Genomic DNA, 25,032 nt, shown 5'->3' on the forward strand with positions numbered 1-25,032 from the left:
ACATCCAATACCACACGTTACTGAGCGCCATGGTCAGCCCGAAGGGCACGCGATCGATTTCAGCATTCCATCGCAACGTGATCCGCGATCCAAGTCGCGCAAATTATGAATCGGACGGATAGAACAAAGAACGACATGCACATCCGCTTTGCAAGCTTGTCGATCCTGGCAAGCGTCATCCTGACGTCCATGCCTGTCATGGGCCAAGGGGCAGCCTCCGGCAGCACGGTCGACAATGCAGGACGCTGGCACGAATCCGGGACCGTGCTTGAATACGGCGATCCCGACACGGACGGGAATGTGCTCTATGTCGTATGCGACGCCGGGCGGATCGGTGTCTCCGTCATGGTCGACGGCAGCGAATGGCAAGACGGTCAGCACGCGACGATCAGACTCTCGTCGAACGCCGGAAAGCTACTGGTCGGCACAACCGCGCAGCTATCCGACCTGGACATGTATGCGAACGGCGAGGTCCGCGATCTCGCAAGGTTCTACCGACTGTTCGACGGAACCGGGGATCTCCACATTGTCGCGCGCGATCGCGATATTGCGCTTCCGTTGCGCGGAGCAAAGGCGAAAATCGACCGCCTCAAGGCGGCCTGTTCGCCCCCGCCTGCGCACCGGCGCCGGCCACCCGCACAACCGGCGAACAGGCACGATTGATTCGTTGCGTCAGGTGCCGACCGGCTGGCCGTCTTCGTCGAACACGGTTACCGTTTCGGTACCCGCCTGCTTGACTTCATAGCGAAACACCTTGCTGTCCTCGTCGTGTTCGACCTCGTACGCCACGATATCGTCGTCAGGGAATGTGCCGAGCCGCACGAAGCGACGGGTAAAGATGTCCGGCACGTCCTTGCCGGGACGGGTCGCAACGATCCGGCCGATCGAGTCGTCGATCGATTCGTATTCGGCCGGCAGACGCCATTGCCCTGAAGCATCGAGCACGCCCCATCGCTCGTGTTCGCAGGCGGCCCAGCATCGGCTGCCGGAGTGCAGCAGCACGGTCAAGGCCGTATAACGGCACGGGATGACCTGTACGCCGTTGCGATCCACCACCCCGAACTTTCCGTCGTACAGCACCCGCGCATGTTCCCCGCGCCAGAACGCCCATACGCGCTCGTACTGCACCGGCGTAATCGCTTTCCCCTGGCTATCGATATGTCCGTATCGGTCGCCTTGCCGCACGATTGCAACTTCCATCCATGCATCGAAGCAGATCTCGTCGTAGCGCGGTGGCACCAGCGTCTCGCCCGTGATGGCCATCACGCCCATCTTCTCGTCTTGCTCGAACACTTCAACCTGCTCGTAGTAAATCGAGGTCAACGGTTCCCACCCGTAGTCGTAGTGGTCCTGGTTGATCAGCTCGCGAAAACTGGTGACGCCCTCTTCCGCCAGACCCTCGCACTGGTCGAGTATGGCGAGATCGTCGGCCTCGATCGCGTGCTCGATTCTCGCGTTGTCGCGCTCGATGCGTGCTAGCAACGCCTGGGCCAGTTCGACGTGCGGCTCCGCCGACAGGTTGAACACATCCCATCCGTTCAGATGAAAGTACCGGTGGATCGCGCGATTTTCGAGGAATGCGAATATCTTGCGCTTGGCTTCCCGGAACGCGTCGAGATCGTCGATCAGGCGGTCGGCATGACGCTCCAGGAACGCATACAACCTGGCCATCCGCGCTTTACCGCCTTCCGCTTCGGCATAAACTCCGTCGTCATTGCCGGTATCGTTGCAACGATTGCGTGCCAGGAATGGCGCTACCGCCAGCAGCGGACTCAACACCGTCGGGAAGTCGTAGTTCCACTCCACCATGTTCAGACACGGCGTGTCGGCCGGACCGATGTCCTGCAGATTGAACATGTACATGCGATGCGCCATCGAAGTTCCTTGTCATGAGTGACGCGTTGGAAAATCAGCGTCCGGATGCGTATGTTATGTCTGCCGGCGTTACGTTTTCTGGCGTTCAATCGACAGCAAATCAAGCGTCGCTGTCGGATTCCGCGCAACGGAAACGGGCCATCGAGCGATGCAGCGGGCGGAATGGGTTTCACAGTGCAATTTTGCCTCGTGCAACCACGCCAGAAGCAACTGAACTTCTACCTTTCCGGGATTCCCTTGATTTCGATGCACTTCACCGCGGTAACCTGATTAAGCGTGATGCGGGCTTCCGATCCGCGCCTACAATAATATCCAGTGAAATCGATTACTCTCTGTCGGATTATTATTCACGCCGCATTGGGTTGACCTGAGGCGGAATTTTGTAGCCAGTCGGGCAGTGAGTCTCGCGTCGATTGAGCGGCCAGGTTGTATTCTATGGCCAGTTCCTGATCATGATGGCATTCGACTATCCTATTCGGGACCCGTCGCGCGCGTGATCAACAATCGTGATGCGGGGAGACCCCGTATAAAAACCCGCCGCGCCCGCTCGCCTACCGCTGCGTGCTACTCTCGTCAATGGCACCGGCCAAGACAGTCCAGTGGTGCGCGACCAGTGAACATTGTGGATTCACGCATCATGTACTCGATCTTGCCCGCGTTTGTATCTGCGTTGTTTCTCGGGTTTGGCCTCTACGTGCTGGCCACCAAGGGTCTCACGCGCGTATCCGTCCCGTTCGTCCTGATGTGCGCGACGACCTTCGTCTGGCAGGGAACGTGGGCCTTCCTGTTCCAGACGACCGAGGCGGACGTTGCCAACTTGTTGGTCAAGGCAGGCTATCTGTTCATCCTCTTTCTGCCGACGACCTTCTATCATTTCGTGACGGAGATCGTGTCGCGTCGGGACGAGCGGCCGATCATGTTCGCCTCCTACGGACTCTGCGTCCTGCTGGCTGTGCTGCTGGTCACGAGCAATGTGGTCGTCGACGGATTCCGCCTGCATTTCTTTGGCCCGTATCCCAAGGCGGGCCCACTGCATCCGTTGCACGTCGTGCAGACGGTATTCCTGGTCGGCCGCAGCGGCTGGCTCCTGATCGACGCAAGACGACAGGAGCGAGCTCGAGACGTCCGGCAACTGCTCGCGCAATGTCTCGTCAGCCTGGGCCTCTATTCGCTCGCTGCCACCGACTATGCGGTGAACTACGGAGTCGAGTTCTATCCGGTCGGGGTGCTGTTTATCGCGATCAGTCTCGGGATTCTCGCGACGTCGATCGTCCGCTATGGCCTGATGGGCCCCTATCTCCTGGCCGCGACGGTCGCGCACGAAGTGGCTACGCCGCTGGCGGCGATCGGCCTGCACGCGGACGAGCTGCGCAACGTCCTGCCGGTGCTGCTGCGCGGGTATCGGCTGGCGGTGGAGCACCGCTTGTGCGCCGACGATTTGTATCCTGGACAGCTGGAGCGGCTGCCGACGCTCGCGTCGTCGATCAGGCGCCAGGTCGACACCACGAGTACCGTGGTCGAAATGTCCCTGGCGTCCTTTACGCTGGACCGACTGGATCGCCACGGTTTCGCGGCCTATCCGATACGGGCCTGTGTCGACGCCGCGGTGGATCGCTTTCCCTTCCGTCCGGGTGAGCGAGACCGCGTATCGGTCGACGCGATCGATCCGGACCTTCGGTTTTCCGGATCCGACTCGCTCGTGATCTTCGTCATTTTCAATCTGCTGAAAAATGCCCTGTACGCGATCCACGCAAACGGCCGTGGGCAGATCGAGATCGACGCCCATCGCAGCAACGGTTACTGCGTGGTGCGTTTCAGCGATACGGGCCCGGGCATCGCCCCCGATGTGCTCCCTCGAATCTTCGACGCCTTCTTCTCAACCAAATCGCACGGTCGCGGCGCCGGCATGGGCTTGAGCTTCTGTCGCCGCGTATGCGAAGCGCTCGGCGGCACCATCGCGTGTGAATCCGTCCTCGGCGTCCGGACCACGTTCACGATTCGGCTGCCGGAGCCCGGGGCGCCGGCGGACCAGGCATTGCGCGATCCGCCGGCGCCCACCCGACGCTATCGCATCGGGTAAGGCGGTCTCACATTCAGTTCGCGGCGGACGGCAGGATCAGTTCATACGCCTTGACCCGCTCGATGATGCCCGCCGGAAACCGGCGGATCCGCTTGTCGGAACCGGCAAACACGATCTGCTGATACCCCAGCGACACCTGTCGTCCGTCAACGTAGAAGCGAAACAGCAGATAGGCCGAACACTGCCGAACCTCGAACGTATTGAGATAGCAATCGACCCGCTGGAACGGAAACGTCTCGTGGACGTATTCCTGATGCGCGCGCTTCGTCACGAACGACCCGCCGGCCGCCAACAGGTTGTTGTGGATGCATTCGTGAAACCAGCGTTCACGGCACACGCCCTGCCATTCGAAATAGCGTGCGAAATAAGTGTTCATGAAGGCATTGGAATCCTTGAGGTAAATGTCGATCACGTGGTGGAAGGTTTTCTCGGACAGATGTGCCGTTTCGTGGGAAAGGACGTGAAGAATCGCGTCTCGCGTCAACATGGATAACTCCTTGAATCGCTACTGGCGGTAGCGGCGCATTCCTTCAACGAGAAGGAATGGCCCGATTCTCCCTGTGCAAATCCGCTGTGCGGCGCGGTCAAAATGTGCCGAATTCGCAAATGACGAGCAGTTGATATGCGTCCCACTTTCGCCGGATAATTGGCGCGGTCGTGCAACGCGACCGTCATTCGCGGTAACGCGTCTCCGGTACCGCACCTTCTTTTGCTGATTTATCGAGACTCGTATGCAACTCTTCGTTAGGCAGCCGGTGCTCTATCCCGTGTCCGTGGTGTTTGTCGACGACAATCCGGATTTCCTGCAGGCGCTGCGGGGCGCATTTCCGGACGAACACCTGAACCGCTTTTTTACGCAACCCCAGGAGGCGCTCGACTTCGTGTCGTCGCGTGACGCGGAGATGCCACCAACGGCCGCGGACTATTTCGGTGCGGAGAAAAAAGGCGGAAATGCGATCGGCCAGGATGTGCTCGCCGATCCCGCCCGATTCGAGGCAGTGGGCGCGGTGGTCGTCGACTATTCAATGCCGGAGGTCGACGGCATCCAGTTTCTGTCCTCCATCCGCAACGCGAACTGCATGAAAATCCTGCTCACCGGCATCGCCGATGAGCGCGTGGCGGTGGATGCGTTCAACGCGGGACTGATCGATTGCTATCTGAAGAAAACCGACGTCGAGATGGCGCGCAAGCTGGCAACCGTGCTGGACAACGCGAAACGCAAGCACTGCGCGGCCCGCGGGCACATCAGCCTGCATGAGGCGGGGGCGACCTACCGGGATCCGCGGATCGTCAAACTGATCGATGAGGTGGCCGCGCGGGAAGGCATCGTCGAATACTACTGGCGCCCCAATCAGGACGCGGTGCTGATGTTCGACGCCGCCGGCGCGCCAAGTGTATTTCTCGCCTGGAGCGAAGAGGACTGGTCGTTCCACTGCGACATCGTGGCCGACGCGGGCGGACCGGCCGAATTGTGCCGCGGCATGGAAGCGCGACGCATCATGCCGCTGTTCTGGCCATCTCAGGCCTATCGGCCGGGCCTCGCGGACGTTCACTGCGCGGCCCCGCTACCCGTTCCGGGATGGCACGGCACGTTTTACAGCTGGACCCGTCTGGATGATTCGGCCACCGAGCGCGAGCTGCCCTCCTTGGCAAAATGGCGTCACGCGTAAGAGATAACCTGGTCATCTCCAAACGGAACGTGTAAGCGAGGCGGTGCTGTCGTCGGCTCGTTGGCAACTCAAACTGGAACGATCCCTGTCAAGCTTGGCTCCAACGGTGGCTGGTTTTCATGCCTTGCGTCGGCAGGTCGCTCTAATCCGGCGCATCCGGTCCTGCCAGGCGCACCGTAAGCGACTCTACAGGGGAGATTTAATTCTTTTCATCCCCCCAGCGGGTCCGGCGCTCGTCGTGGGGATCCGTTCCAGGGCACGCCTCATGCGGCACCCGCGCTTTCTTCGCGACAACGCATCCGCACAGCCCGCATACGCTGCGGGACGCGTCGAACGCGGTGGCCAGTTTATAGATGAGCCGATCGTCGGGCCGCGTCAGATGCTCGCATCCGACGCATGCGTTCAGGCGCCGCTCATACGTGGCATCGTCGACGGGCGTAAAACCCGATACCGCCCAACGCAGCAGCGACTTCGATGCTTCCGCAACGAGTCGCGCCGACGACAAGCCGTCCATCCGGGCCGGTGCACCGTCCGATGCCGGTGCGTCCTCCGCCTGGAACCGGAAGCGCGAGTGACGCCGGTCGACCTGCGGTGCCGCCGCCAGAAGATGTTCGAGCATCGCAGGATGACCGCGCGCCGCCAGCAGGCGGCGCGCATAGTCCGGTTGCAGAACACAGGCGAGCGCCGCGCGCTCGGTGACAGGATGTTCCAGATGCAGGAACTCGCCCATCTGCTGACGAAACTGCTCGACGGACGTCGCCTTCGACATGTCGCCGAGTAAATTCCATTCCTCTCGCATCGTTCGCTCGCCTCCCCAATCCCCTCTACTACTATCGAGGACAACGCCGGGACGATGGCGCCGCCGGAAATCCCGGCGCGCGCCACATCGCCCGACGTCGCACGTCATGCGGCCAGATTGCAGTCAGCACATGCCGGTTTGGTCGGGCCTTGCATTGCGGCCTCCCAGGTATCGATACGGCACTGGTTGCTGGGGTACACCCGTCCTGCCTTGTCGAGACGCACCGCGCGCGAATCGAACCGCGCGCCGTCCGGCGCCAGTCGGCCCATGTATTCGTACAGAGTCTTGACCTGGTCGATGGCCTTCTGCGTCGATTCGAAATACTGCTCGCCGAACCAGAGCTTCCGCATGACCACGGCCGCGCCATAGAAGTCCGCCTCTCCCTCGCATGTCACGCCGCTTTCACTACCGTCCGGCTTGCCGTACAGATGCCCGACTTCATGCGCCAGCGCCAACGCCACGCCGTCGTAATCGAAGCCGTCGATACGCGACAGGCCGCCGGGCAGATAGACGTACTTCTTTCCGTCCGTCACCCAGGAGTGCGAATTGACCTCATCGCTGTACCAGTCGAAGAGGAACGTGACGTCGGGGTACAGCGGCCGATAGACGCGATCGAGCAGCCATTCGCACATTTCGAGCGCGTACGGATCGTTATAGGGGCGCTTGGGGGCGACAAGGCGCAAGAAGTCGGCTTGCCACCAGGGCAGGAAATCGGCCGCGTGACTCGGCACGTCCACACGAGACAGATGATGCGGCGTGAACACGCCGCCGTTGATGCCGACAGGCCCGTTCAGCGGCGCCACATGATCGCCATGTTCCTGCCGCCACGCCTCCGAGCCGACGACGGCCGCTTCGCGACGGATCTCGAACGGTACAGCCGCATCGCCGATCGGGTAGTTGACGAAGGTCTCGATGGCAAAATCGCCGCTCACGACGCCGTTCGTCAGGATCAGGTGCCCATTCAAGTCCTGGTCCGGCGGCGCCATCGTCGTCGCGATTTCCCAGAACGATCCGTTGTACTCGCCCCAGTCGAGCCTGTCGATCGCCACAGGATTGCCCTGGCTGTCGAGCAGACGATCGTCGGGCGTCAGATTGGCCGCCGCACACAACTGCTTGCTGCCGTACAGCAGGAACGGATGGCTCTGCGTGCAGATGAGATCGTGCTTGTTGCCGTCGCGCGTGGTGTACTGGATCCGGATCGTGTTCAACGTCTTTGACTTGGGCGCGAACGAAACCTGACTCACGAGATACTCCGTGAACCGGAGATCGCGCCCCGCCGCCCGGATCCAGGTCTTGCCCTGCTCCACCCGTTCGATGTTGACGGAATTACCGTCCGCCAGCGTCACCTGCGTTCCGTCGCCGATGCAACTGCAGATGCAGTAGCATGTTCCGTTTGGCCGCTGATACATGATCTCCTTGCCCGCGGATTTACCGAGGTCATGGCATGTGACGTCGATACTGCTCTTTTGACCACCACAGAAGTCGTTGCCGCAATACCCTACCGCCTGTGGCGAAGCTGAGGCCTGTGTCATCTTGATCTCCTGGTTTGCGCCGGTCATCGACTGCCACGAAAACGCGCATGGTCTCCGTGGTCGCTCGTCTTCCGCCGTGGCGGAAGACGGCAAGCACGCCTCGCCTGCGTCCACCGCTCGTCACGCGGAAGACGAAGGCAAGCCGTAATACGCCCGCATGTACTTCATGATGTCTTCCTTCACGCCGGCGCGGTGCTTCGCGAGAATGCGTCCCCATACCGGTTGCGTCTCCAGCGAGGCGATCAGCGCATCGGCCTCCTCGCTCACTTTCGCCATCGGATTCGGGTCCGCGCCTTCCGGCAGTTCCGCGATCAGCCAATAGTTGTTGGTGATGCTTTCCGCGTCGGGCCGCCGCGCGTCGACGGGAATCGATTCGCCGGCGTCCTTGATCTGCGGCGGCACACGGCTCACGTACGTGACCCGATGCAACACGCGCCAGACTTCGTTGACGTTCGACAACGCCTGGCGCAACGCGAGCGCGTCGGGATCGAACGAGCCTGCGTATTCCCCTTGCCGGTAGAGCCAGTCCTCATCCACGACGCTCTTGAATTCGTCGAAGTTCTTCTTGGTCGGGGCGAGGTAAAAGCTCATGAAGCGGTAGCCGCGCACCTTGCCGGGCGAAGGCAATTCCGAATAGTCCGGCATGCCGGTGTCCGGATCGTCCCGCATCAGGCCGATATAGCGTTCGCCGTTCACGTTGACCGACAGGCTGAACGCTTCGCTCTCGGCGAGCGATTTCGCGGCCTGCGTGATGATGTGTCCGCCGAACAGCGCGTCGAGCTCGAACGCCACCCCGACGCTGATCTTCATTTCCGTGTAGAAGCCGCCCTTGCCGTGAAAGCTGTAGGCGCCGCCGCTTTGCTCCTGGCGAACCGCCGTGAACTGCTCCTCTTCCGCATAAAACCCACCGTCAGCCGTCCACACGTAGGTATTGACCATGTTCCGGCGCGCCATCTTCTTTTTCCAGTCGTCCGTGCTGATCGCCTCGCGCTGCCGTTCTCCCATCAGGATATTGGCCAGGTCGTTCGACGTGTCGCCGATGTCGCCCGGCTGGAAATTGACGACGTTCTGCCGCCGCCCGATGCTGCCGGCATCGAAGTTGTCGAAATAGGTACGCAATTGCTGATGCTCGCGATCGATCAGTTGCTTGAGCGCATAGGCTTCGAGCGGCTTGAAGTAGCTACCGAACTGGCCTGGTTGCAGCGCCTTGTAGGACGCTTCGCGTTCGAAGCCGATCCAGCCGTCGAGCGTGCCGTTCTTCACGTAGGTCGGTCGCAGCCGGAACATGATGATGTTCATGTCTTCCGGAATGTCTGGATTGCGGCGCAGTTGATACGATACGAGCGCGCCCGTGCCGCGGATGCGCAACGCGTACATGTCGGCGGTCGCCGAGCGCACGAGCGCGTAGCCCATGTTGCTCGGAAACCAGATCTGCCCGTAACCGTTGTCGATCTTGTAGGCGTTGCCTTTCCAGCCGCCCCGCAATTCGACGTTCTTGCGCGCCGTGATCCGCGTCTCGTTGCTGACCAGCGCATCCGCGACCGTGCCGACGCTCTGCATGAAATTCGCCTGTACGCCGATATTCGAAATGAAGCCGAACAACAGCTTCGTGACGCCGATACCGGCCTGGATCCGCTCCTCGAAGTTCACGCCGAAACGCGTGTTCAGCTGCATGTCGAAGCCCGTATCGCGGTTCGCGGTGTATTGCAATGTCCGCGCCGCGACCTCGTCGACCGCGATGGAGCTGCTGCCCGTGTAGATGTTCGGCGTACCGGGATACACCTTGAGGTTCTCCGCCGGGACCGGTGGTGCGCCCTCGATATAGCCGATCAGCGTTGGCGCCATCTGCGCCTGACCGATGTACTGCACATCGAGATCGCCGACCTTGAAGTTGCCGAACAGCGCCAGCGCCCCATCCGCCGCGACATAGACGTACGCGCGCTGATAGACGGCTACCGAGCTGCCGTACGCGTCGGCTTCGAGCGCACCGTACTGGCGCGCGCCGGGCGCCCCCTTCCCGGACGCGTTGTAGGGCGTAACGAGGCCGCCCAGCGTATTTCGGATAGCCGGCAACTCGATGCCCACCGGCGCCAGTGCGCCCTGCCATTTCGGCGTGCCGTCGCCGATCCACACACCGTCGGCGCCCCAACCCGTGACGTCCGGCACCGTCGAGCCCGATCCTTCGCTGAGCGGCCAGTACGCGGCCAGGTCGGGTTCCCCCGCGACAAGTTGCGTGTACATGTTCTCGCGGATTTGCTGTGCAGTGCGCTGACGCCGCCACACGCGCAGCTCGATCAGCTCGCCCGTGAACTGCCGCGCAAAGGCCGACCGGTAAAACTGCGCGCCGATCGTCGCCTGCGCGTCGCCGTACCCGACCTTGTCGAGCGTATAGGCGTCCGACGTTTGCCGCGCGCCGTCGATGTAGATCGTCCAGCCGGCCCTGAACGTCGTGTGAATCCACATCTTGTCGACCGCTTCGTTGCTCAGCTCGAGGGTGGCGTCGTGTATCACCGCGTTGTTGTCGCTCTTCGCGTCGTAGGCAATGCGCCCGGAGCCGGAATCGAAGCGCCAGTTGCTGATCAGGCCTTGCGCGTTCGCTTCGAGGTTGCGGTCCGCAAAGAACTCGATCTGCCAGTTCATCCGCCCGGCCTTCCACAGCCGGATGTCGCCCACGGCACCTTGCAGATAGTCGCTGTAGTTGCCGGAGCCGAGCATCAGCGCCGCCTGCGTCGGCACGATCGGATCGGTCACGTGCTCGAACCCTTGCAATCTGCCGTCGATGAAAACCTTGTGCGCGAACTGGCCTTTGTCGACACGCACGAAATTGCCGCCCACCAGCTCGCCGTTGCTCGTGCCTGCCAGGTCCATCACGGTGGTGCCGAACAGGTCCGCAAACGGCCAGTAGCCGGCCAGGCCGCGATCGCTGGCGCTGGGCGGACGCGAGATCCGCTGCCGAATCTCGTCGGCGGTCAAGCCCCTGTTCCAGATCGAAACCTCGTTGATCATGCCCGTGAACGATTGCTGGGTCGCCATGCCGCCGATCGAATAGGCCGCGTCGATTCCCGTTGCGACGAGCGCGGGCTGTACGAACGTGCCTTCGGCATGCGGTGTCGCGGCGAGCTCGCCGATCGATTGACCGTCGATGTACAGCTCGATGCCGAGCGTCGCGGAGTAGCGGCCGGCAATGTGGATCCAGTCGTCCGACCGTAGCGTCGCACTCGCCGTGGTCGTCTGCTCCACGCCGCCGACGAACGCCGTGAACGTCGGCACGCCGTTGTCGAGATAGAGCAGGAACGGCACCGGTTGCTTCGGATCGACGCTCTGAATGAGGATCTGGAGGCCCGCCTTGTACGGCCCGACGCTCTTGATCCACATCATCGTCGTGACCGCGTCGGTCGGAGCGTTCGTCATTTGCGGCAGCTTCACGTAGCTGCCGTTGTTGAACATGATCGCCGTCTGCTTCTCGAATTCGACCGTGTAGACGCCCGCGACGTGATGCCATTTGCCGATGTCCAGCGCGCGTGTCGAGGTCACCGTGCGCGCGACCTGACGCGTCTGGGTGTCCTGATTGACGCGCAGACCGAGCTTGCCGTCCGCCTCGATATACAACGACCAGCCCTGCCCGATCGCGTCGTTCCAGCGCGAGGCGACCGTCTGGGTCTGCCCGAGACTGTCGAGCCGCACCCACGCTTCGATGGTGAGCGCATCGAGCGTGCTCAACGTGTCGGCATTGCCAGCGTCGAGAAAACGCGAGCCGCCGAGCTGCAACCCGTAGTCGCTCGCGTAGGACGCCGCCACATGGGTCCACTGCCCGGGCGCGATCGCGCTCTGGCTGATCGACGCAACGGCACCTTTCGCACTGATCACGCGCCCGGTCGGGTCGAGCGCCAGCATGTAACGCGTGCCGATCTCGGGGTCCGCGCTGCCGTCGGGCTTGTCGAATACGAGCACCGTGGCGTTTTCCCCGGAACTGAACGCCGCCGGCTTCACCCACGCTTCCAGCGCGGCATCGCCCGGCAGTATCAGCGTGCCTTCGTAGCTGGCGACCTGGTCCGCCGTGAACACCTGGATGAACTGGCCCGGGTCGGTCATATCGATATCGGCGAGCGGCGGATCGTACAGCCACCATCCATCGATGCCGGCGCGCCGGCTGGACGGCGATGCCTTGCCGTCGGTGGCCTGCATCAGCGCCGGCATGCCGTTGTCCGGCCAGACGTCGGTCATCACGCTGAAGAGGTTCGAGCCTGCCCCGGAGGCCGGCTGCGGCCCCTGCTGCGCGCCGGTCGCCTGTACCGCGACCTGTGTGTAGTCATACAACACGACCCCCTGCTGGGCGGCCGTGGGATCGTCGGTCTGCTGCATCGCTTCGCCGTTGATCACTTGCGCGAACGCGTCCAGCCCGCGCGGCACCTTCGGCCAAGTCTCGACGAGCCCTTGGTTGCTGCGCAGCTCGACGGTACACAAGCCGGCGTCCGATGCGTCGATCGTGATCGCGATCAGCCGCGGCGTCGTCGACACGGGGTTCACCCATGCACCGGGCGAGCGCGCGATGAACACCGCGTCGCCCGTCTGATCGTTGTCCGGTTTGTCCGGATCGGCCGCCAGCCACCGCACGCCGAACGACGCGCGCGCCGTCACCGTGCTGAAATGGGCCGCCATCAGGTTGCCGTTGCCGCGTTGCGCGTAATAGAGGTGCAGCATGGAATCGCCGCCGTCGACCAGTTGCGGCGTCGTGTCGGTCGACGCAAAGGCGAGCGTCATGCCGCTGACGGACAGGCCGTTGGCATCCCAGGCGATCGGCGTCATCGAGGCACCGACCGGCGCCGCGCTGCGGCTCCACACCGCGCCGTCCAGCACGCCGTCCGCGGCCGCGCCGGTCGCGGCCGAGTTGGCGACGGCCGTGAAGCGCGACGCGTCGCCCGGTTCGTCGAGGCGCCAGTAACCGGCCAGGTCGGCCCATCCGGGCGTTTGCGCAGTGAGCGACGTGCAAAGCGTCGCGAGAATCGCGTCGCGCCCGCGCGCGACGTTCCAGAGGCGCACTTCGTCGAGAATGCCGTCGACACCGGATGCGCCGCCGATGCGATATCCGCTTGCGGGCGGGTCCACCGGGATCGTGACGCCGTCGGCGGCGAGCGCGTATGGCTGACCGTTCACGAACAGCGTGGCGTTCGTGCCGTCGTACGTCGCTGCCAGATGCACCCAGTATTCGGCTTCGACGGCGGCATCGGCCTGCACGATCACGCTCGTCCGGCCCACGGCGAAAGTCGGCACGCCCTGCGCGAGCCACAGCGCGAACGGCAGCGCCTCGCCGGACGCACTTTGAATGATCAGGCTCGTGTCGGCCGCGACTTCGTGCGGATAAAGCCACGCTTCAAACGTCATCGCCTTTGCCGGGCCGCCGACGATGGACGCAATCGCCACCTCGGTGCCGTATCGTGGCGTAAAGCTCAGGCCGGTGCCGATCGCCGGTGCGGCGGTCAATGCGAGCGATGGATCCACTTGCGCGAGCTTGCCGTCCCTGCCGATGCCGAAATCGATCACCGCGACTTGCTTGTCGTCGCCGACGGCGAGCGCAAGCATCAGGCGCAACGCACGCTTTTGCAGCGACGGGCGGCCGTCTTCGCCGACGAGCCGCTCCTGCCGGTTGTACAGCACGCACGCCGGGCCGCTCGCCTGCTTCAGGGGCTGCCCCGACAACGACAGCGCAAAGCATGCGTCGGGCGGCACTTGACCGGACGACAGGTCGAGCGAATCCTGCAGATCGAACAAGCCGTTCGCCGCGCGCTGGATGGAAAAGCTGTTCAGCGTGTTCGCGCCGCCGTCGTAAGCGAAGATCTGCCAGCGGCTTTGCCCCGGCAGCTCGGTTGGCAGGATCGATACGGCAAACTGCCCGGCGGTCACGCCGGTGACGAACGTCAGCTCGGTGGTCGGCTCCAGGAAGCGGATGCCCTCCATGTCGGCGCTGCCGAAGGTATCGCGCCTGTCGAGCGGGATGTCGTATTTGCGGCTGCGCCGAAACCGCGTTTCCCACGCGTTGACGAGCCGGTCGAGCACTTCGTCGTAGATGAAGCGATCGACGTAAAGCGTCCCGTTCGTCGATTGCCGGAACACGTAGACGTAGGCGTCGTCGGAAATCACCTGGAACGATGCGTCGGCGGCCGGAATCGGCGCGTCCCTGAAATCGAGCACGATGACGCCGTGCCCGACCGGGCGCAGCTGACGCGGAAAGATCAGGCGCTCGAAGTCCTTCCAGACCGTATCGTCGTCGGGATTGCTCGACTGGGACGACAACAGCACGTAACCGATTTCGAACGGTTCGCCGTCCGTGCGTTGTCGTGCGCAGAATCCGAACACGCGCCCGAGATGCATGAGCGTCGTCGCATACTTGAAGCTCGCACGCGCGAGCAAGGTCTCGCGGCTGCGCATCACTGCGCTCCCGTGTTGTGCCGAACGGCAGCCAGTCGATCCGCTGCGGCATCGCCGGGGTCGGCCTCATCCGTGCCCGCCTTGCGTGCGAATGCGATCCTCGCCGTGCTCCGTGCCAGCGCCTGACGTCGCCACGCCTCCGCCAGCGTCAGCGACGACGACACGAGATCGTCATCGAGCCGCGCCTCGATCTGCTGCAGGTCGCCATTCGACGCGATCGGCGCAAGTTGCAGCGGCAAGCCGTCCGTGCCGGTTTCGAGAAACGCGATGGAGCGCGCCCACACGTGCATGCGCGACTGGAACGTCGCATCGCGCTCGCCGCGTTCCGACGCGGGGACGAACAGCGTGTGCAGCGGCGTCATCACGGGCACCGTTCGATGCAGGTCGGCCAGCTCGAACCAGAATTCGTGCGTCACGTCGCCCGGATGCATCGGAAACCTGACCAGCACCATCGCCTGATGCGCCCCGAACGACAACGACAACGTCTCGGCCAGCGCGTCGAAGCGGTCGGCACGGGATTGCGGCCAACCCACGTGCCACAACGTGTCGAAGTAACCGGGCTGGATGACGACGGTATCGAGCCCGGCGCTCAGCCTGATGCGCCGGGCCACGAGTTCCTGGGCGAGCACGGTCTGCAATCCGCTGGACGGATCGATGCCGAACGCGATGCAAAGATGTTCCAGGCTGGAGATGCCGGCGACGATCCGCGTGCGCAGTCCGGCGCCGTGGGCGGCCTCCAGCACGAAGCGCGTCACGAGGTCCGTCACCATCGCACTGCCCGGCTCGATCAGGACCACGGCGCCCGACTCGCGCGCCGCGCCCACCACCCGGGACGCCATCGCACGGTACATGTCGGGCCGATACTGGCCGACCTGATAGTGACCGGTATCGATGTCGACGACGTCCGCGTCGCCGGCGAGATCGGCCAGCCAGCGGGCTACGCCCTCATGACATCCGGCGTGAAACACGACCTTCGCGTGGCGAATCGCACGGCACGCCTCGACGCTCGGATGCATCGAGAAATCGAGCCCGCCGCCAACGATCGTCACTTCCGCTTCGCTATGCATCTGATGTCTCCTCTTCCCGATCCCGATGGGCGGACGCAATCGGGCGAGGCCCGATCCCCCACAGCAGTGCACATGGAAACTCGTTCGGATACGCGAGGCGCAGCAATTCGTAGCCGATGCCCGCGAGCCCCTGGAAAAACCCCAGGTTCTCGTTGTCGCTGCCGAACGGCCAGCTGAAGCCTTCCACCGTGCGATCCAGACGAGCGGCGGCGCGCCGGCGCGCCAACGCGACGAGCGCCGGCCTCCCGAGCGTGACGCCGGCTTCCAGCAGCAGATCGAGCCGTCCGAAATTGCCGCAGCACAGGCAGTCGAGCGCGCTCATCGGTTCCGCGACCGTGCGGGCGATCGCCCGCTCCACGTCTTCGAGCACGGCGCGTGCAGACGCGCCGTGCCGAACCATCCCGAGACGCGCCAGCCCGATCCCGGATGCGCCGTGGCACCATCGGCAGATCGCATGATCGGGCTGCGCTCGTTCGTCGGCCGCGAAGCGCAGGTCCGGCCAGTTGCCGGTTGCTTCGTCGAAGAGCGCGTGCTCGTATGCGACCCATTCCGCGGCGGCGCTCGAGCACTCGCGTCGCGCCGACGCGGCCGCGAGGCGCTCGAGCGCATAAGCGAACCCCGCCGCGCCATGAGACATGCCCGCGAGCGCACGCGCATGGCCGGCGGCGCCGCTCGCCTGAGCCGGCCGGCAGTGTGCGAGCAGATGCGCACCGCAGGCGATCGCGCGGTCCAGTCCGATCGGCCTGCCGGCCTCATGCAAGGCCAGCATGCCGAGCATGGCGCCCGCCGCCCCGCCGATGACGTCGTATGCGGTATCCGCGCCGATCCACGCGTCGCCGATGCATTGCGCGATCTCCTCGGCCCAGTCGAGCAGCACGTCGGATTCGGCGAGCTGCGCGCCCAGCACCAGAGGGTAGATGCAGGACGCCAGGCCTTCGGCTCCGCCGAGGATCCGGTCCCGGTCGGAAAAGCCGGCATGCCGTTCGCGGACGAAACGGTCGCGCAGCGTCGCAAATGCGTCGAGGCCGACCTGCCTGAAATCGTCGCGTCCGGTCGCCCGAGCAAGGGCCAGCAGGAAAACGGCGATGCCCGTCGTCCCGTCATAGAAGTTCTCGCCCAGCACCTGGATGCGCGGCTCGGCATCGATGGCGGTCGTGGGCAGGCCGATCCACGCCGCACCGCCGCCGCCGACGACGGCCAGCGACTGCAGATGCTCGCCGATCCGGGTAGCACGCTGCACCATCTCGTCCGGACGCCAGGCTCGATCGCCGTCCTGCGGCCACGCGTCGTCGGCGAACGCGGTCGCGACGCCGTCGCGCGAGAACGCGAAGCGCATGAGCCGCCGCTGCTGCTCGAGGTGCGCGTCGTCGAATGCATCGAGCCGTGCCGCCGCGTGCGCGATCGGCGACAGCACATCGCTTTCCGGGTAGGAGAATTCGACCTCCTCGCTGCCGGCCTCATGCAATGTCGTCCCGTCGCTTCTCATCCGGAACAGCGGCGTATCGAGGCGCAGCATGGCCGCCTGCTCGCAACGCACCCACGTCATGGTGTTCGCGTCGAGCGGATGATGGAATCGCATCAGGAACTCGAACTCGAGACTGGCGCTCAACCCGTCCGCCAGCCGAGTCGGCTGCGCCGCACGCCGGCTCAACATCTCGTAGAAGCGCGTGTCGCGGAGCACGACCCGCACGCTGGTGTCGCGAAAGACGGCGAGCGCGTCGCGGACCGTCTCGCGATGGGCCAGAACGAAGCGACCCATGGCCACGAGCCCCGCATCGATGTCGCCGAGATGGCCGGAAGGATCGACGACGGATTCCGCGAGCCTCGGCAGATGCCGCACGGCTGCGATCACGAGCGGCTTGCGGCCAAGCGTCATCGCATCGGTATTCGCATGCAGCCAGCCGGTCACCGTGACCTCCTCGGGTGCCGACCAGCTCAGCCCGCCGCCGATCCATCTCGTGCTGCGAAACGTATTCCAGTACGGGAGGTAGCCCGATTCGAACACCGATGCGCTCACGCGTCGCGCCGCGGCTGAGATGGCCGGATGCACGGATGGGTCGTCGCCATCGAGCCTGCCGGCGGGGCGCAGCAGCGTTTCGAGGTCCACCGGTATCGGATGGCTCCCGCATGCAATGACGTTCTCCTGATGGAAATCACAACTGCCAAGGATCTGGAACAGCGCGAGCAGCGCACCTGCACGCGCGTAGAACGCGCGTACTTCGTCGAGCGATGCACACGGCCGGGCGTCGACGAACGACGTCCAGCCGTAGCCGTCCCGGCACAGTACGTCCGGCGTCCGCAGCTCACCCGGCGCGCCGGCTGCCTGGATGCGTTGCAGGAATGTCGCCCAGGCACCATCGATGCCCAGGTCCCGAGGCTTGTAAACCAGCTGCTGCCCGCCGTCGAACCGCACGATCGCGACGCCGCGCCCGTCCCGGTGCCGATCCGACATGCCGAAATCCAGTCCGGCGACCGCACCGGGCGCGCGACCGGCGAAGAGCCGCGTGACAATCGCCTGCCGATCACGCTCGAGACGCTGCGCGAGTTCCGTCACATGCTGTTCCCACTGCAGGATGGAGATCGCGAAAAAGCGGGCAAGGACCGGCTTTCGGTCGAGCAAGCGGACGAAATGCCCGCTGCGCAGCCACGCCAGGAAATCGGCGTAAATCCGGTTCGACGCGTCCGCCGCAGGCTGGCCGTGCGATTGCCGGACAGACCGGAATGCGTCGAACCAGACGTAAAGGCTGTCGGCGAACAGGGCGGACAGGTGCGTCGTCAGCCCCGCGCTCACGTCGTCTCGAACCGGCGCGGCCCAGAGCGAGCCATCCAGGTGGCGGGCGATGCGATCCCATACGGCGCTGCCCAACGGACGAAAGAGATCGCCAAACGGGACATTGCCGTCGTCGCGGCCGCCCGTTGCCGCGTCGCCCGCACAAACGAGCGCAATCCACGCCGGCAAGCGAGCCGCCCAGTCAGGCAGCGCAGCGTGACCGGCCTGCCGCGCAGGGCCGAGGCGCAGCACCGCCTGGCGCTCGCTCAGCCCGAGCCGTTCGAGATAGGTGTCGAAGTGGTGCGCGTGATCCTTCGCGGCCAACCGTCGCCAGGACGCGAAAGCGGCAGCCTCCTTGTCGCCCCCGACGCCACCGGCGTCGGGGGTGCAGGTGAGTCGCTCGCCGAGCCACGCGCTGCGAGCGACCCAATCGCGCAACGTCGATTCCGCGAGTGGAGGAAGAAGCGTGACGGCTTGCGCGTCCATTGCGACCTCTCCGTCAGCCCCGACACCCGCCGCAGGTTTTCTGGCACCGTTCGGTGGCGGTCTTCGTCGTACAGCCGGATTGCGTTTTCGGGCAGCCGGTCTGGGTTTTCGGGCAGCCGGTCTGGGTCTTCGGGCAGCCGGTTTGCGTTTTCGGCGGCGCGTCGGAAGCAGCGGCGCCGATTGCTTGCAGGTCGTCGGTCTCCAGATCGTCGTCCGACGCCAGCGACGGGTCATTCACGGCCGGTGCGTTGTCCGTCGCTTCGACGAGCATGGCTTCAAGCATTTCCGGATCGATCGCATACATGCCCGCCTGGGCGCCGTTCGGCCGCTCACCGCGCAATGACGGATTGCTGCTTGACGAATGGTCATTCATATCAGGTCTCCTCGAAACAATATCCAACAGGCTGACGACGTTCACGCCCATATCGGCGATACGGACACTTATTTCCCTGAGGTTTCAATTTCTTGAACAATGAAATCGATCGATATCGTTAAGTTATTCTTTATTCCCGGAAACCCTTCATGAGAGGACGAGCCGATCCGTACTGCATGAAAATTGTTTCAATGCAATATTTTATGAAACGCTCCGGACACGCCCTTCAAATCGAAGGGCGTGCCCTCGCCCACGCATTCGCGTGCGACGACCGTGCGGATCGCTTGATGTGTGTCTGGTGATTCCCCGAAATGCGCATCCCCGGCTTCTGCCAAAATTGGCGCAGGCGAATTTTATTTCGCTTTCTGCCTCTCCACCGAGTGCTGGCCACGAATAACGTCTGTATTACCTTAGTACAAAAAATCGGGAACGGGCCTGTTAATTTTTACAATTTATCCGGCTCATTCAGTGGATTATTTTTTGCGTCCGGCGGAGCGCGCTCGGGCAGGACACCTCTCGCGGCCGCGATCGGCGTACCGGGCAGTCTGCGCGGCCGCGCACGCGTTCAGGGCAGCTTGATGCTCGCCAGCCCGCGCGTCGCGTAGCGCACGCAGATCAGCCGGTTCGACATCGTGCGCTCGCGGTCGCACACAGCGCCTGGGTTTCCTGCCGGAGCATTTCGACGCACGGCTCGGTATCGGTGAGGGTCGTTCGGTGGCGACGACGCTGGCATCCAGCGCTCGGCCGTACGGCATCAATTTACTTGGGGGGCGGATCGCAAGTCCTTGTCGCAGTGGGATCGGCTTGCCCCGGCAAACCGTGTCGAAATCGAGCCCCTCGTTTCTTCGGCCCACCTACGGGAGCCGGCTGTCAGACTTCGCGACCGAAACCGCCGCTTCGTGACGAGCCTCGTCATGCCCTGCTTCAACTTGCGTGAGACGCACTGACAACCCGGATTTCCGCGTACGTTCCCCCCCAAGCAACACGGAGCCATTCTCCCGGATGTGCGGCCCACCGGACGGGCTACCCGCAAGTTCCGCCGGCCGGGACCGGGCCCGCCGAACCGCACAAATCAAGGTATTGGAATGCGGATTTGCTCAATATTTGAACCGTGCCAGGTCGCATAAAAATCATATCCGCGCCTTTTCTCGGGTAATGCATTCTCTGAAACCGCAGAGCATCGATCGGACTCGTTTCCGATAAATGGGGAATTTGGGGTGAAAAGCACAAATTGCGACCTGCCTTCATGAATTTTTCTTCCTGAGAAAATAGCGCCGCGGATCGCTCGATTCCTGGCGATGGCGCGAGTGATCGAATTGGCGCCCCTGTCAAAGAATACAGGTGACGATTAACGCTCAATGGACTACTGTCAGGATCACCAACGAATGCCAGAAGGAAACAGGAAGGGAAATGCCGGTATGCGCGCTACCTGAACCGCACTGCCAGACGAGACGGTTCGCGCCGCGCGCTTCTCTCGGTTCTGTAGCGTTCGCAACGTTCCGAGCCAGGTCGTCAAGAATCAGATGGACGGTGTGTCATTCGTGATGCCGGTTCATAGATTTTTCGCCGGCGGCGTCGAAACCGAGACCCTATATCTGCCCCTTGCCTCCATACGGCAAGCGGACAAGGAAACTGAAATGGTCGTTCAATCGCCGCGCGACGCCGGACGGCTGCCACATGGAGTTCTACACGCCGAAGGGCGATCCGCTGGTGCCGACGCACGCGTCGCATCGGGCAGGCTTGTCGTGAGCCTCGGCCGGAACATGTATGCCCTCAACGACGAGTTGATCCACGGCGCAGACAGGAGGCAGGCGCCGTCGATCAGCCACTGGATGCCGCCGGCACCGCTGGCGTAATTGCAGCACGGGAGTCGAATGTTCAATCCATCTGGAGAAGATCAATCATGTCGAACACCGGTACCGAGCAAGCGCAGATCAATCTCACGTTAGCCTACGTCGTCAACAATTCAGCTACCGACTTTTTTACGGGAAAGGCAATTAAAGATCCGACCGTGGAGCAGGTCAGTCAGGCCATCAGCAATGGCCTGAACCTTTCCAAGATGACCAAGAACAACCAGTTCAGTATCGCTTGGGGCCCCGCCGTACTTCGGGACCCCGATTCGGATCAATATGCGGCCCACATCACCGTGGTGCTGCAATCGGTAGCCACAGGCGAATATTCGGTGGTGACCAGCGGCACCGATTTCGCTTCCCCGGTCGACCTTCTGGAGGACAATCTGTACAAAACCCTCGTGTCGTTCCGGAAGTACGTACCGTCGTGCTCGGACCTGGCGGGCATATCGGCCGGAACGGATATAGGACTGTCGTCCGTTATCCTGACCACTGACTCGAACGGCGCGACGCTCGTCGATTTTCTCAAGACGGTGCGACCCTCGAGCACGATCAACGTGATCGGGCACAGCCTGGGTGGGGCCCTGGCATCCGCCCTTGTCCTGTATCTGAAGAATGCGCGCGACTTGCAGGCGTCGAACCTGAAATTCACCTGCGAAACCTTTGCCGCACCGACGGCGGGCAATGATATCTTTGCCAGTTACTTTGACGAACAAATGGGAGCCAACGCGACACGGGTATGGAACACGTGCGACATCGTGCCGATGGCGTGGAATGCAAAAACTATCCAGAGCGTGAAAACGATCTATAGTTCCTCTCCGCCCTCCGACGCCATCAAGCTGCTTATCGATGCGATAAGTATCAATTCGCTACCGCTTAATTACAACCAATGGGGAAATGACGGCTCCCAGCAAAAGACACTTGACGGACAGCCTGATAATACGATTACGGATTTCTTTCTGCAGGCCGGGTATCAGCATATCCCCCAATATATGTTGCTTCTGGGGCTGAATCTGACCGATATCCCTTTGCCCCCGCCGCCTCCCACTCAGGGACAGTGAGCGCGGTTCCCGAGCTACGCGGCTATCCTCCACGCCCTGGGGAATGGCGCGTGGCCGGGTGTTATTGATTTCACCTCATCACTGACGGATGACGCGACGCATGATGTGGCTGGTGCGCAATCCATTGGAATAGACCAGAGTAAAGTTTCTCTCATCGGTCACTCAAAGTGCTGGAACGGTTGCAATGGCGGCGGCGCAAAGCATGCCGCAAGTGTTTCCGGCAGCGCCATCAACTCGGTCGCGAGATCCTCGCCCAGGATCTCGCGCAACACCGCCATGGTGTTTGTCATGTCGAGTCAGTCCTCCATCGCGAAACACCAGCCTTGATCGGGTGACCTGCCCGATTCCTTCGGGGCATTTCAGTCTTTGGGAACGGCCTCGGTTGATCCAGGCGAACAGCACTGCGGCCTGAACTCGTCGGACGTCAGGCATCACAGACTCGAATGCGGCCGGATGGCATCGTAGTGGCGTCGCCACTGCTCGATCACAACCTTCGCTTCCATAAGTGCTAAACGCGGCACCATGAATCAATTGCATTACCCCGCAAACGCCATCAACAATCAAGGCAACTATTTAATAAAGTAAATTACGGCTGACGTTGTTGCTCCGCTTCAAATCGCCGGTTCCGTTCGAGCGGTGTCCCTCCGCCTCACCCCTAGTTTCTCGACGCTCACCAAGTGTTCCCTTCCGCGCGAAGTTGCCGATACCGCCAACGCGGCCGACTAGATCATTTCACGTTTCTCACCAAATCCTGACTTGATTAACATCGGCATGATTAAAAATTAATTTATTAGAAAATATCTTGTAATTATAAAAACGACCTTCTAGCATGCCCCTGCGGTTCGCGACATGTCTCACATCAACGTTTTTACTTGATGCATTCCTCGAAAATCACGCATTTATCCATAATCTGGGGGATTACATGAAGAAACTGTCTCGTCTGCTGTCCATCACCGCGATTACCCTCGCGAGTCTCAGCGCATTTGCCCAAGCCGGCGACCAGCCGGCCGCGGTCGACAAGGCGCTGCAACTGATCCAGCAGAACCCGTCCGCTTTCAGCCTGGCTACCGGCAGCGCCGCACGCACGTTGAAGTTCGCGGCGCCGCAGGCGAGCGCGCCGACGGACGGCGACCAGTTCCAGGTACGCGACGTGATCGTCGATCCCGACGGCACCGAGCACGTGCGCTTCGACCGCTTCTACGCGGGTCTGCCCGTGATCGGCGGCGACGTCGTCGTCCATTCGAACCAGGGGCAACTGAAGCAAGCGAGCCTGACCCAGCCCGCGCCGATCGATCTCGCCGGCAAGATCGGCAAGGTCGGCGACCGCTTCGTGGTACGCAACGCGCCCGACGTGGGCGCGGCCAGGGTCAAGCGCATCGCGGCCGCGCGTTTCGCATCGGACGTGCGCCGCGTCGATGACGCGGAACTCGTCGTGTTCGCGCGCGACGTCACGCCGACGCTGGCCTACGCAGTGCGCGTATACGGCAAGGGGACCGACGCGCACGGCGATGCCGTGCTGTACTACGTCGACGCGCGCACGGGCACCGTGCTCGACGCGCAGGACCTGATCAAGACCGCCGCCGCGACCGGCACCGGCCGCTCGCTGTACTACGGCAACCTGACGCTGACCACCGACCAGACCGGCACGAACGCTTACCGGATGCTCGATCCGACCCGCGGCAGCGGCTCCGTCTACGACGGCCGCGGGCTGATCGCGGAGGACGTCGAGCAAGCGACCGACCTGCCGATCTTCACGAGCAGCACGAACGTGTGGGGCAACAGCTCGACCACCGACCGGCAGACCGTCGCCGCCGACATCGACTACGGCCTCGCGTTGACTTGGGACTACTACAAGACTGCGCACAACCGTAACGGCATCTTCAACGACGGGCGCGGCGTGAGGAGTTTCGCGCACGTGGTGTTCGACACCGGCAGCGGCACGACCGGCGCGAACGCGGCATGGATGCCGTCGCACATCATGGTGTACGGCGACGGCCAGTCGGGTACGAGCCTGCCGAAGCCCGTCGTGTCGGTCGACGTGGCCGGGCACGAGATGAGCCACGGCGTGACCGAGGCCACCGCCAACCTGAACTATTCGGGCGACGCGGGCGGCCTGAACGAGTCGACGTCCGACATCTTCGGCACGCTCGTGAAGTTCTACGCGAACAACGCGAACGATCCCGGCAACTACGTGATCGGCGCGCGCGTGGTGAGCGGCGGCCTGCGCAAGATGTACAAGCAGGATCTCGATGGCCGGTCGTTCAGCTGCTATCCGTCCGGCGGCTTCTCGTGGTCGAATCCGCGCCACGATCCGCACTTCACGTCGGGCGTCGGCAACCGCTTCTTCTACCTGCTGTCGGAAGGCCCGGCGGTGCCGTCGACCGACACCGGCCTGTCGAGGACGCAGCTGGTCTGCAACGGCGACACGACCTTCAGCGGCCTCGGTCGCGACAAGGCCGGCAAGATCTGGTACCGGACGCTGACCGTGTACCTGAACGCCAACTCGAGCTACACGAGCGCGCGGCGCGCATCGATCCAGGCGGCGAACGACCTGTATGGCGCGAACTCGGCCGAGAGCGCAACGGTCGCGCGCGCGTGGAGTGCGGTCGGGGTGAATTGATCGCGCTTGTGTGGGCGTGTTGAACACCGGAAGGTCGCGTGGCGGTACTTCGGTTCGGGGAAAAGCGAGCCGATCGAGGTCACGCGACGCTCGGGCGTGACAAAGGCAGGTGTCGATCGGCCGCCTGCGATGGCAGGCGGCTGATCGGCGGACAATTCATCCGTGCAGCGGGACTGCGGGTTCGCGAAAGCGACGCCGGCGGGATGTCGACGCGCCGGACCCGAACCCAAGCTCATCGGCTCCCCTCGCCCATCCCCTGACGTTTCAATGCGATTTCCAGCCGCGCGATCCACGCCGCGTCGTCGACGCCTGGCTCTCAGGATGTTTTCAATCCGCCCGGTTCGACGCGACACTGCGCGGCAGCCGCAGGATCTCCTGACCGCGCTGCGACAGCGCGCCGTACCATGCCGCCGTGCCGGATCT

General features: G+C 63.1%; 15 protein-coding genes and 1 pseudogene. 6 read left to right on the forward strand and 10 right to left on the reverse strand.

Features of this window, described 5'->3' with window-relative positions; all coding sequences use genetic code 11:
• Positions 1 to 135: 135 nt before the first annotated feature.
• On the forward strand, positions 136 to 663 hold the full coding sequence (locus tag ABD05_RS32635; RefSeq protein ID WP_141685136.1) for a hypothetical protein: 528 nt from the start codon (positions 136 to 138) through the stop codon (positions 661 to 663).
• 9 nt (positions 664 to 672) lie between these two features.
• Here the strand turns inward: ABD05_RS32635 and ABD05_RS32640 are convergent, their stop codons facing one another.
• Positions 673 to 1,875, reverse strand: coding sequence for a WG repeat-containing protein (locus ABD05_RS32640; RefSeq protein WP_047904269.1), 1,203 nt, complete (start codon positions 1,873 to 1,875; stop codon positions 673 to 675).
• A gap of 637 nt (positions 1,876 to 2,512) precedes the next feature.
• On the opposite strand from ABD05_RS32640, the gene ABD05_RS32645 reads away from it, so the two are divergent.
• Positions 2,513 to 3,955 carry a sensor histidine kinase gene (locus ABD05_RS32645; protein ID WP_047904270.1) on the forward strand — a complete coding sequence of 481 codons (1,443 nt, stop codon included), beginning with the start codon at positions 2,513 to 2,515 and terminating at the stop codon, positions 3,953 to 3,955.
• Between the two features lie 13 nt (positions 3,956 to 3,968).
• Here the strand turns inward: ABD05_RS32645 and ABD05_RS32650 are convergent, their stop codons facing one another.
• A complete protein-coding gene (locus ABD05_RS32650; protein WP_047904271.1) occupies positions 3,969 to 4,442 on the reverse strand; it encodes an acyl-CoA thioesterase in 474 nt (157 codons plus the stop codon).
• 244 nt (positions 4,443 to 4,686) lie between these two features.
• Here ABD05_RS32650 and ABD05_RS32655 point away from each other — a divergent pair, with 244 nt between their 5' ends.
• Complete coding sequence (locus ABD05_RS32655) at positions 4,687 to 5,625, forward strand: response regulator (RefSeq protein WP_047904272.1); 939 nt, start codon at positions 4,687 to 4,689, stop codon at positions 5,623 to 5,625.
• A 199-nt stretch (positions 5,626 to 5,824) separates the two neighbouring features.
• On the opposite strand, the gene ABD05_RS32660 is transcribed toward ABD05_RS32655, so the two are convergent.
• The 6 genes from ABD05_RS32660 to ABD05_RS38460 all read right to left on the reverse strand — a co-directional run bounded on the left by ABD05_RS32660 (position 5,825) and on the right by ABD05_RS38460 (position 19,078).
• Positions 5,825 to 6,424 (reverse strand): hypothetical protein, encoded by a 600-nt coding sequence (locus ABD05_RS32660; RefSeq protein WP_148669197.1) that lies wholly within the window; start codon positions 6,422 to 6,424, stop codon positions 5,825 to 5,827.
• A 104-nt stretch (positions 6,425 to 6,528) separates the two neighbouring features.
• Positions 6,529 to 7,956, reverse strand: a complete 1,428-nt coding sequence (locus ABD05_RS32665; protein ID WP_148669198.1) for a hypothetical protein — start codon at positions 7,954 to 7,956, stop codon at positions 6,529 to 6,531.
• 120 nt (positions 7,957 to 8,076) lie between these two features.
• Positions 8,077 to 14,382 (reverse strand): LamG-like jellyroll fold domain-containing protein, encoded by a 6,306-nt coding sequence (locus tag ABD05_RS32670; RefSeq protein WP_063847318.1) that lies wholly within the window; start codon positions 14,380 to 14,382, stop codon positions 8,077 to 8,079.
• Entirely contained in the window at positions 14,382 to 15,449 is a 1,068-nt protein-coding gene (locus ABD05_RS32675; protein ID WP_047904274.1) for an SAM-dependent methyltransferase, read from the reverse strand. The genes ABD05_RS32670 and ABD05_RS32675 overlap by 1 nt, the downstream gene beginning before the upstream one ends.
• Complete coding sequence (locus tag ABD05_RS32680) at positions 15,442 to 18,705, reverse strand: type 2 lanthipeptide synthetase LanM family protein (protein WP_158361727.1); 3,264 nt, start codon at positions 18,703 to 18,705, stop codon at positions 15,442 to 15,444. The genes ABD05_RS32675 and ABD05_RS32680 overlap by 8 nt, the downstream gene beginning before the upstream one ends.
• A gap of 13 nt (positions 18,706 to 18,718) precedes the next feature.
• Positions 18,719 to 19,078 (reverse strand): hypothetical protein, encoded by a 360-nt coding sequence (locus ABD05_RS38460; RefSeq protein WP_047904277.1) that lies wholly within the window; start codon positions 19,076 to 19,078, stop codon positions 18,719 to 18,721.
• A 1,523-nt stretch (positions 19,079 to 20,601) separates the two neighbouring features.
• Between ABD05_RS38460 and ABD05_RS32695 the strand changes: the two genes are divergently transcribed.
• Both ABD05_RS32695 and ABD05_RS32700 read left to right on the forward strand, forming a co-directional pair.
• Positions 20,602 to 20,934, forward strand: coding sequence for a hypothetical protein (locus ABD05_RS32695; RefSeq protein ID WP_047904278.1), 333 nt, complete (start codon positions 20,602 to 20,604; stop codon positions 20,932 to 20,934).
• A 47-nt stretch (positions 20,935 to 20,981) separates the two neighbouring features.
• Complete coding sequence (locus ABD05_RS32700) at positions 20,982 to 21,989, forward strand: lipase family protein (protein ID WP_047904279.1); 1,008 nt, start codon at positions 20,982 to 20,984, stop codon at positions 21,987 to 21,989.
• A 158-nt stretch (positions 21,990 to 22,147) separates the two neighbouring features.
• Here ABD05_RS32700 and ABD05_RS39370 read toward each other — a convergent pair whose 3' ends face one another.
• Both ABD05_RS39370 and ABD05_RS38150 read right to left on the reverse strand, forming a co-directional pair.
• On the reverse strand, positions 22,148 to 22,279 hold the full coding sequence (locus ABD05_RS39370) for a hypothetical protein (protein WP_261309960.1): 132 nt from the start codon (positions 22,277 to 22,279) through the stop codon (positions 22,148 to 22,150).
• A gap of 69 nt (positions 22,280 to 22,348) precedes the next feature.
• A pseudogene (locus ABD05_RS38150) lies at positions 22,349 to 22,489 on the reverse strand (integrase core domain-containing protein); the annotation flags it as partial.
• A gap of 422 nt (positions 22,490 to 22,911) precedes the next feature.
• Between ABD05_RS38150 and ABD05_RS32705 the strand changes: the two are divergent.
• A complete protein-coding gene (locus ABD05_RS32705) occupies positions 22,912 to 24,609 on the forward strand; it encodes a M4 family metallopeptidase (protein ID WP_047904280.1) in 1,698 nt (565 codons plus the stop codon).
• The last annotated feature ends 423 nt before the right edge of the window (positions 24,610 to 25,032 follow it).

The organism is Burkholderia pyrrocinia (genome assembly GCF_001028665.1).
Classification (GTDB): domain Bacteria; phylum Pseudomonadota; class Gammaproteobacteria; order Burkholderiales; family Burkholderiaceae; genus Burkholderia; species Burkholderia pyrrocinia.

Bases quoted from the DNA above. Each gene is read 5' to 3' on its own strand.
- ABD05_RS32635 (WP_141685136.1), top strand. From the start codon at position 136: ATGCACATCCGCTTTGCAAGCTTGTCGATCCTGGCAAGCGTCATCCTG.
- ABD05_RS32640 (WP_047904269.1), bottom strand. From the start codon at position 1,875: ATGGCGCATCGCATGTACATGTTCAATCTGCAGGACATCGGTCCGGCC.
- ABD05_RS32645 (WP_047904270.1), top strand. From the start codon at position 2,513: ATGTACTCGATCTTGCCCGCGTTTGTATCTGCGTTGTTTCTCGGGTTT.
- ABD05_RS32650 (WP_047904271.1), bottom strand. From the start codon at position 4,442: ATGTTGACGCGAGACGCGATTCTTCACGTCCTTTCCCACGAAACGGCA.
- ABD05_RS32655 (WP_047904272.1), top strand. From the start codon at position 4,687: ATGCAACTCTTCGTTAGGCAGCCGGTGCTCTATCCCGTGTCCGTGGTG.
- ABD05_RS32660 (WP_148669197.1), bottom strand. From the start codon at position 6,424: ATGCGAGAGGAATGGAATTTACTCGGCGACATGTCGAAGGCGACGTCC.
- ABD05_RS32665 (WP_148669198.1), bottom strand. From the start codon at position 7,956: ATGACACAGGCCTCAGCTTCGCCACAGGCGGTAGGGTATTGCGGCAAC.
- ABD05_RS32670 (WP_063847318.1), bottom strand. From the start codon at position 14,382: ATGCGCAGCCGCGAGACCTTGCTCGCGCGTGCGAGCTTCAAGTATGCG.
- ABD05_RS32675 (WP_047904274.1), bottom strand. From the start codon at position 15,449: ATGCATAGCGAAGCGGAAGTGACGATCGTTGGCGGCGGGCTCGATTTC.
- ABD05_RS32680 (WP_158361727.1), bottom strand. From the start codon at position 18,705: ATGGACGCGCAAGCCGTCACGCTTCTTCCTCCACTCGCGGAATCGACG.
- ABD05_RS38460 (WP_047904277.1), bottom strand. From the start codon at position 19,078: ATGAATGACCATTCGTCAAGCAGCAATCCGTCATTGCGCGGTGAGCGG.
- ABD05_RS32695 (WP_047904278.1), top strand. From the start codon at position 20,602: ATGGACGGTGTGTCATTCGTGATGCCGGTTCATAGATTTTTCGCCGGC.
- ABD05_RS32700 (WP_047904279.1), top strand. From the start codon at position 20,982: ATGTCGAACACCGGTACCGAGCAAGCGCAGATCAATCTCACGTTAGCC.
- ABD05_RS39370 (WP_261309960.1), bottom strand. From the start codon at position 22,279: ATGACAAACACCATGGCGGTGTTGCGCGAGATCCTGGGCGAGGATCTC.
- ABD05_RS32705 (WP_047904280.1), top strand. From the start codon at position 22,912: ATGAAGAAACTGTCTCGTCTGCTGTCCATCACCGCGATTACCCTCGCG.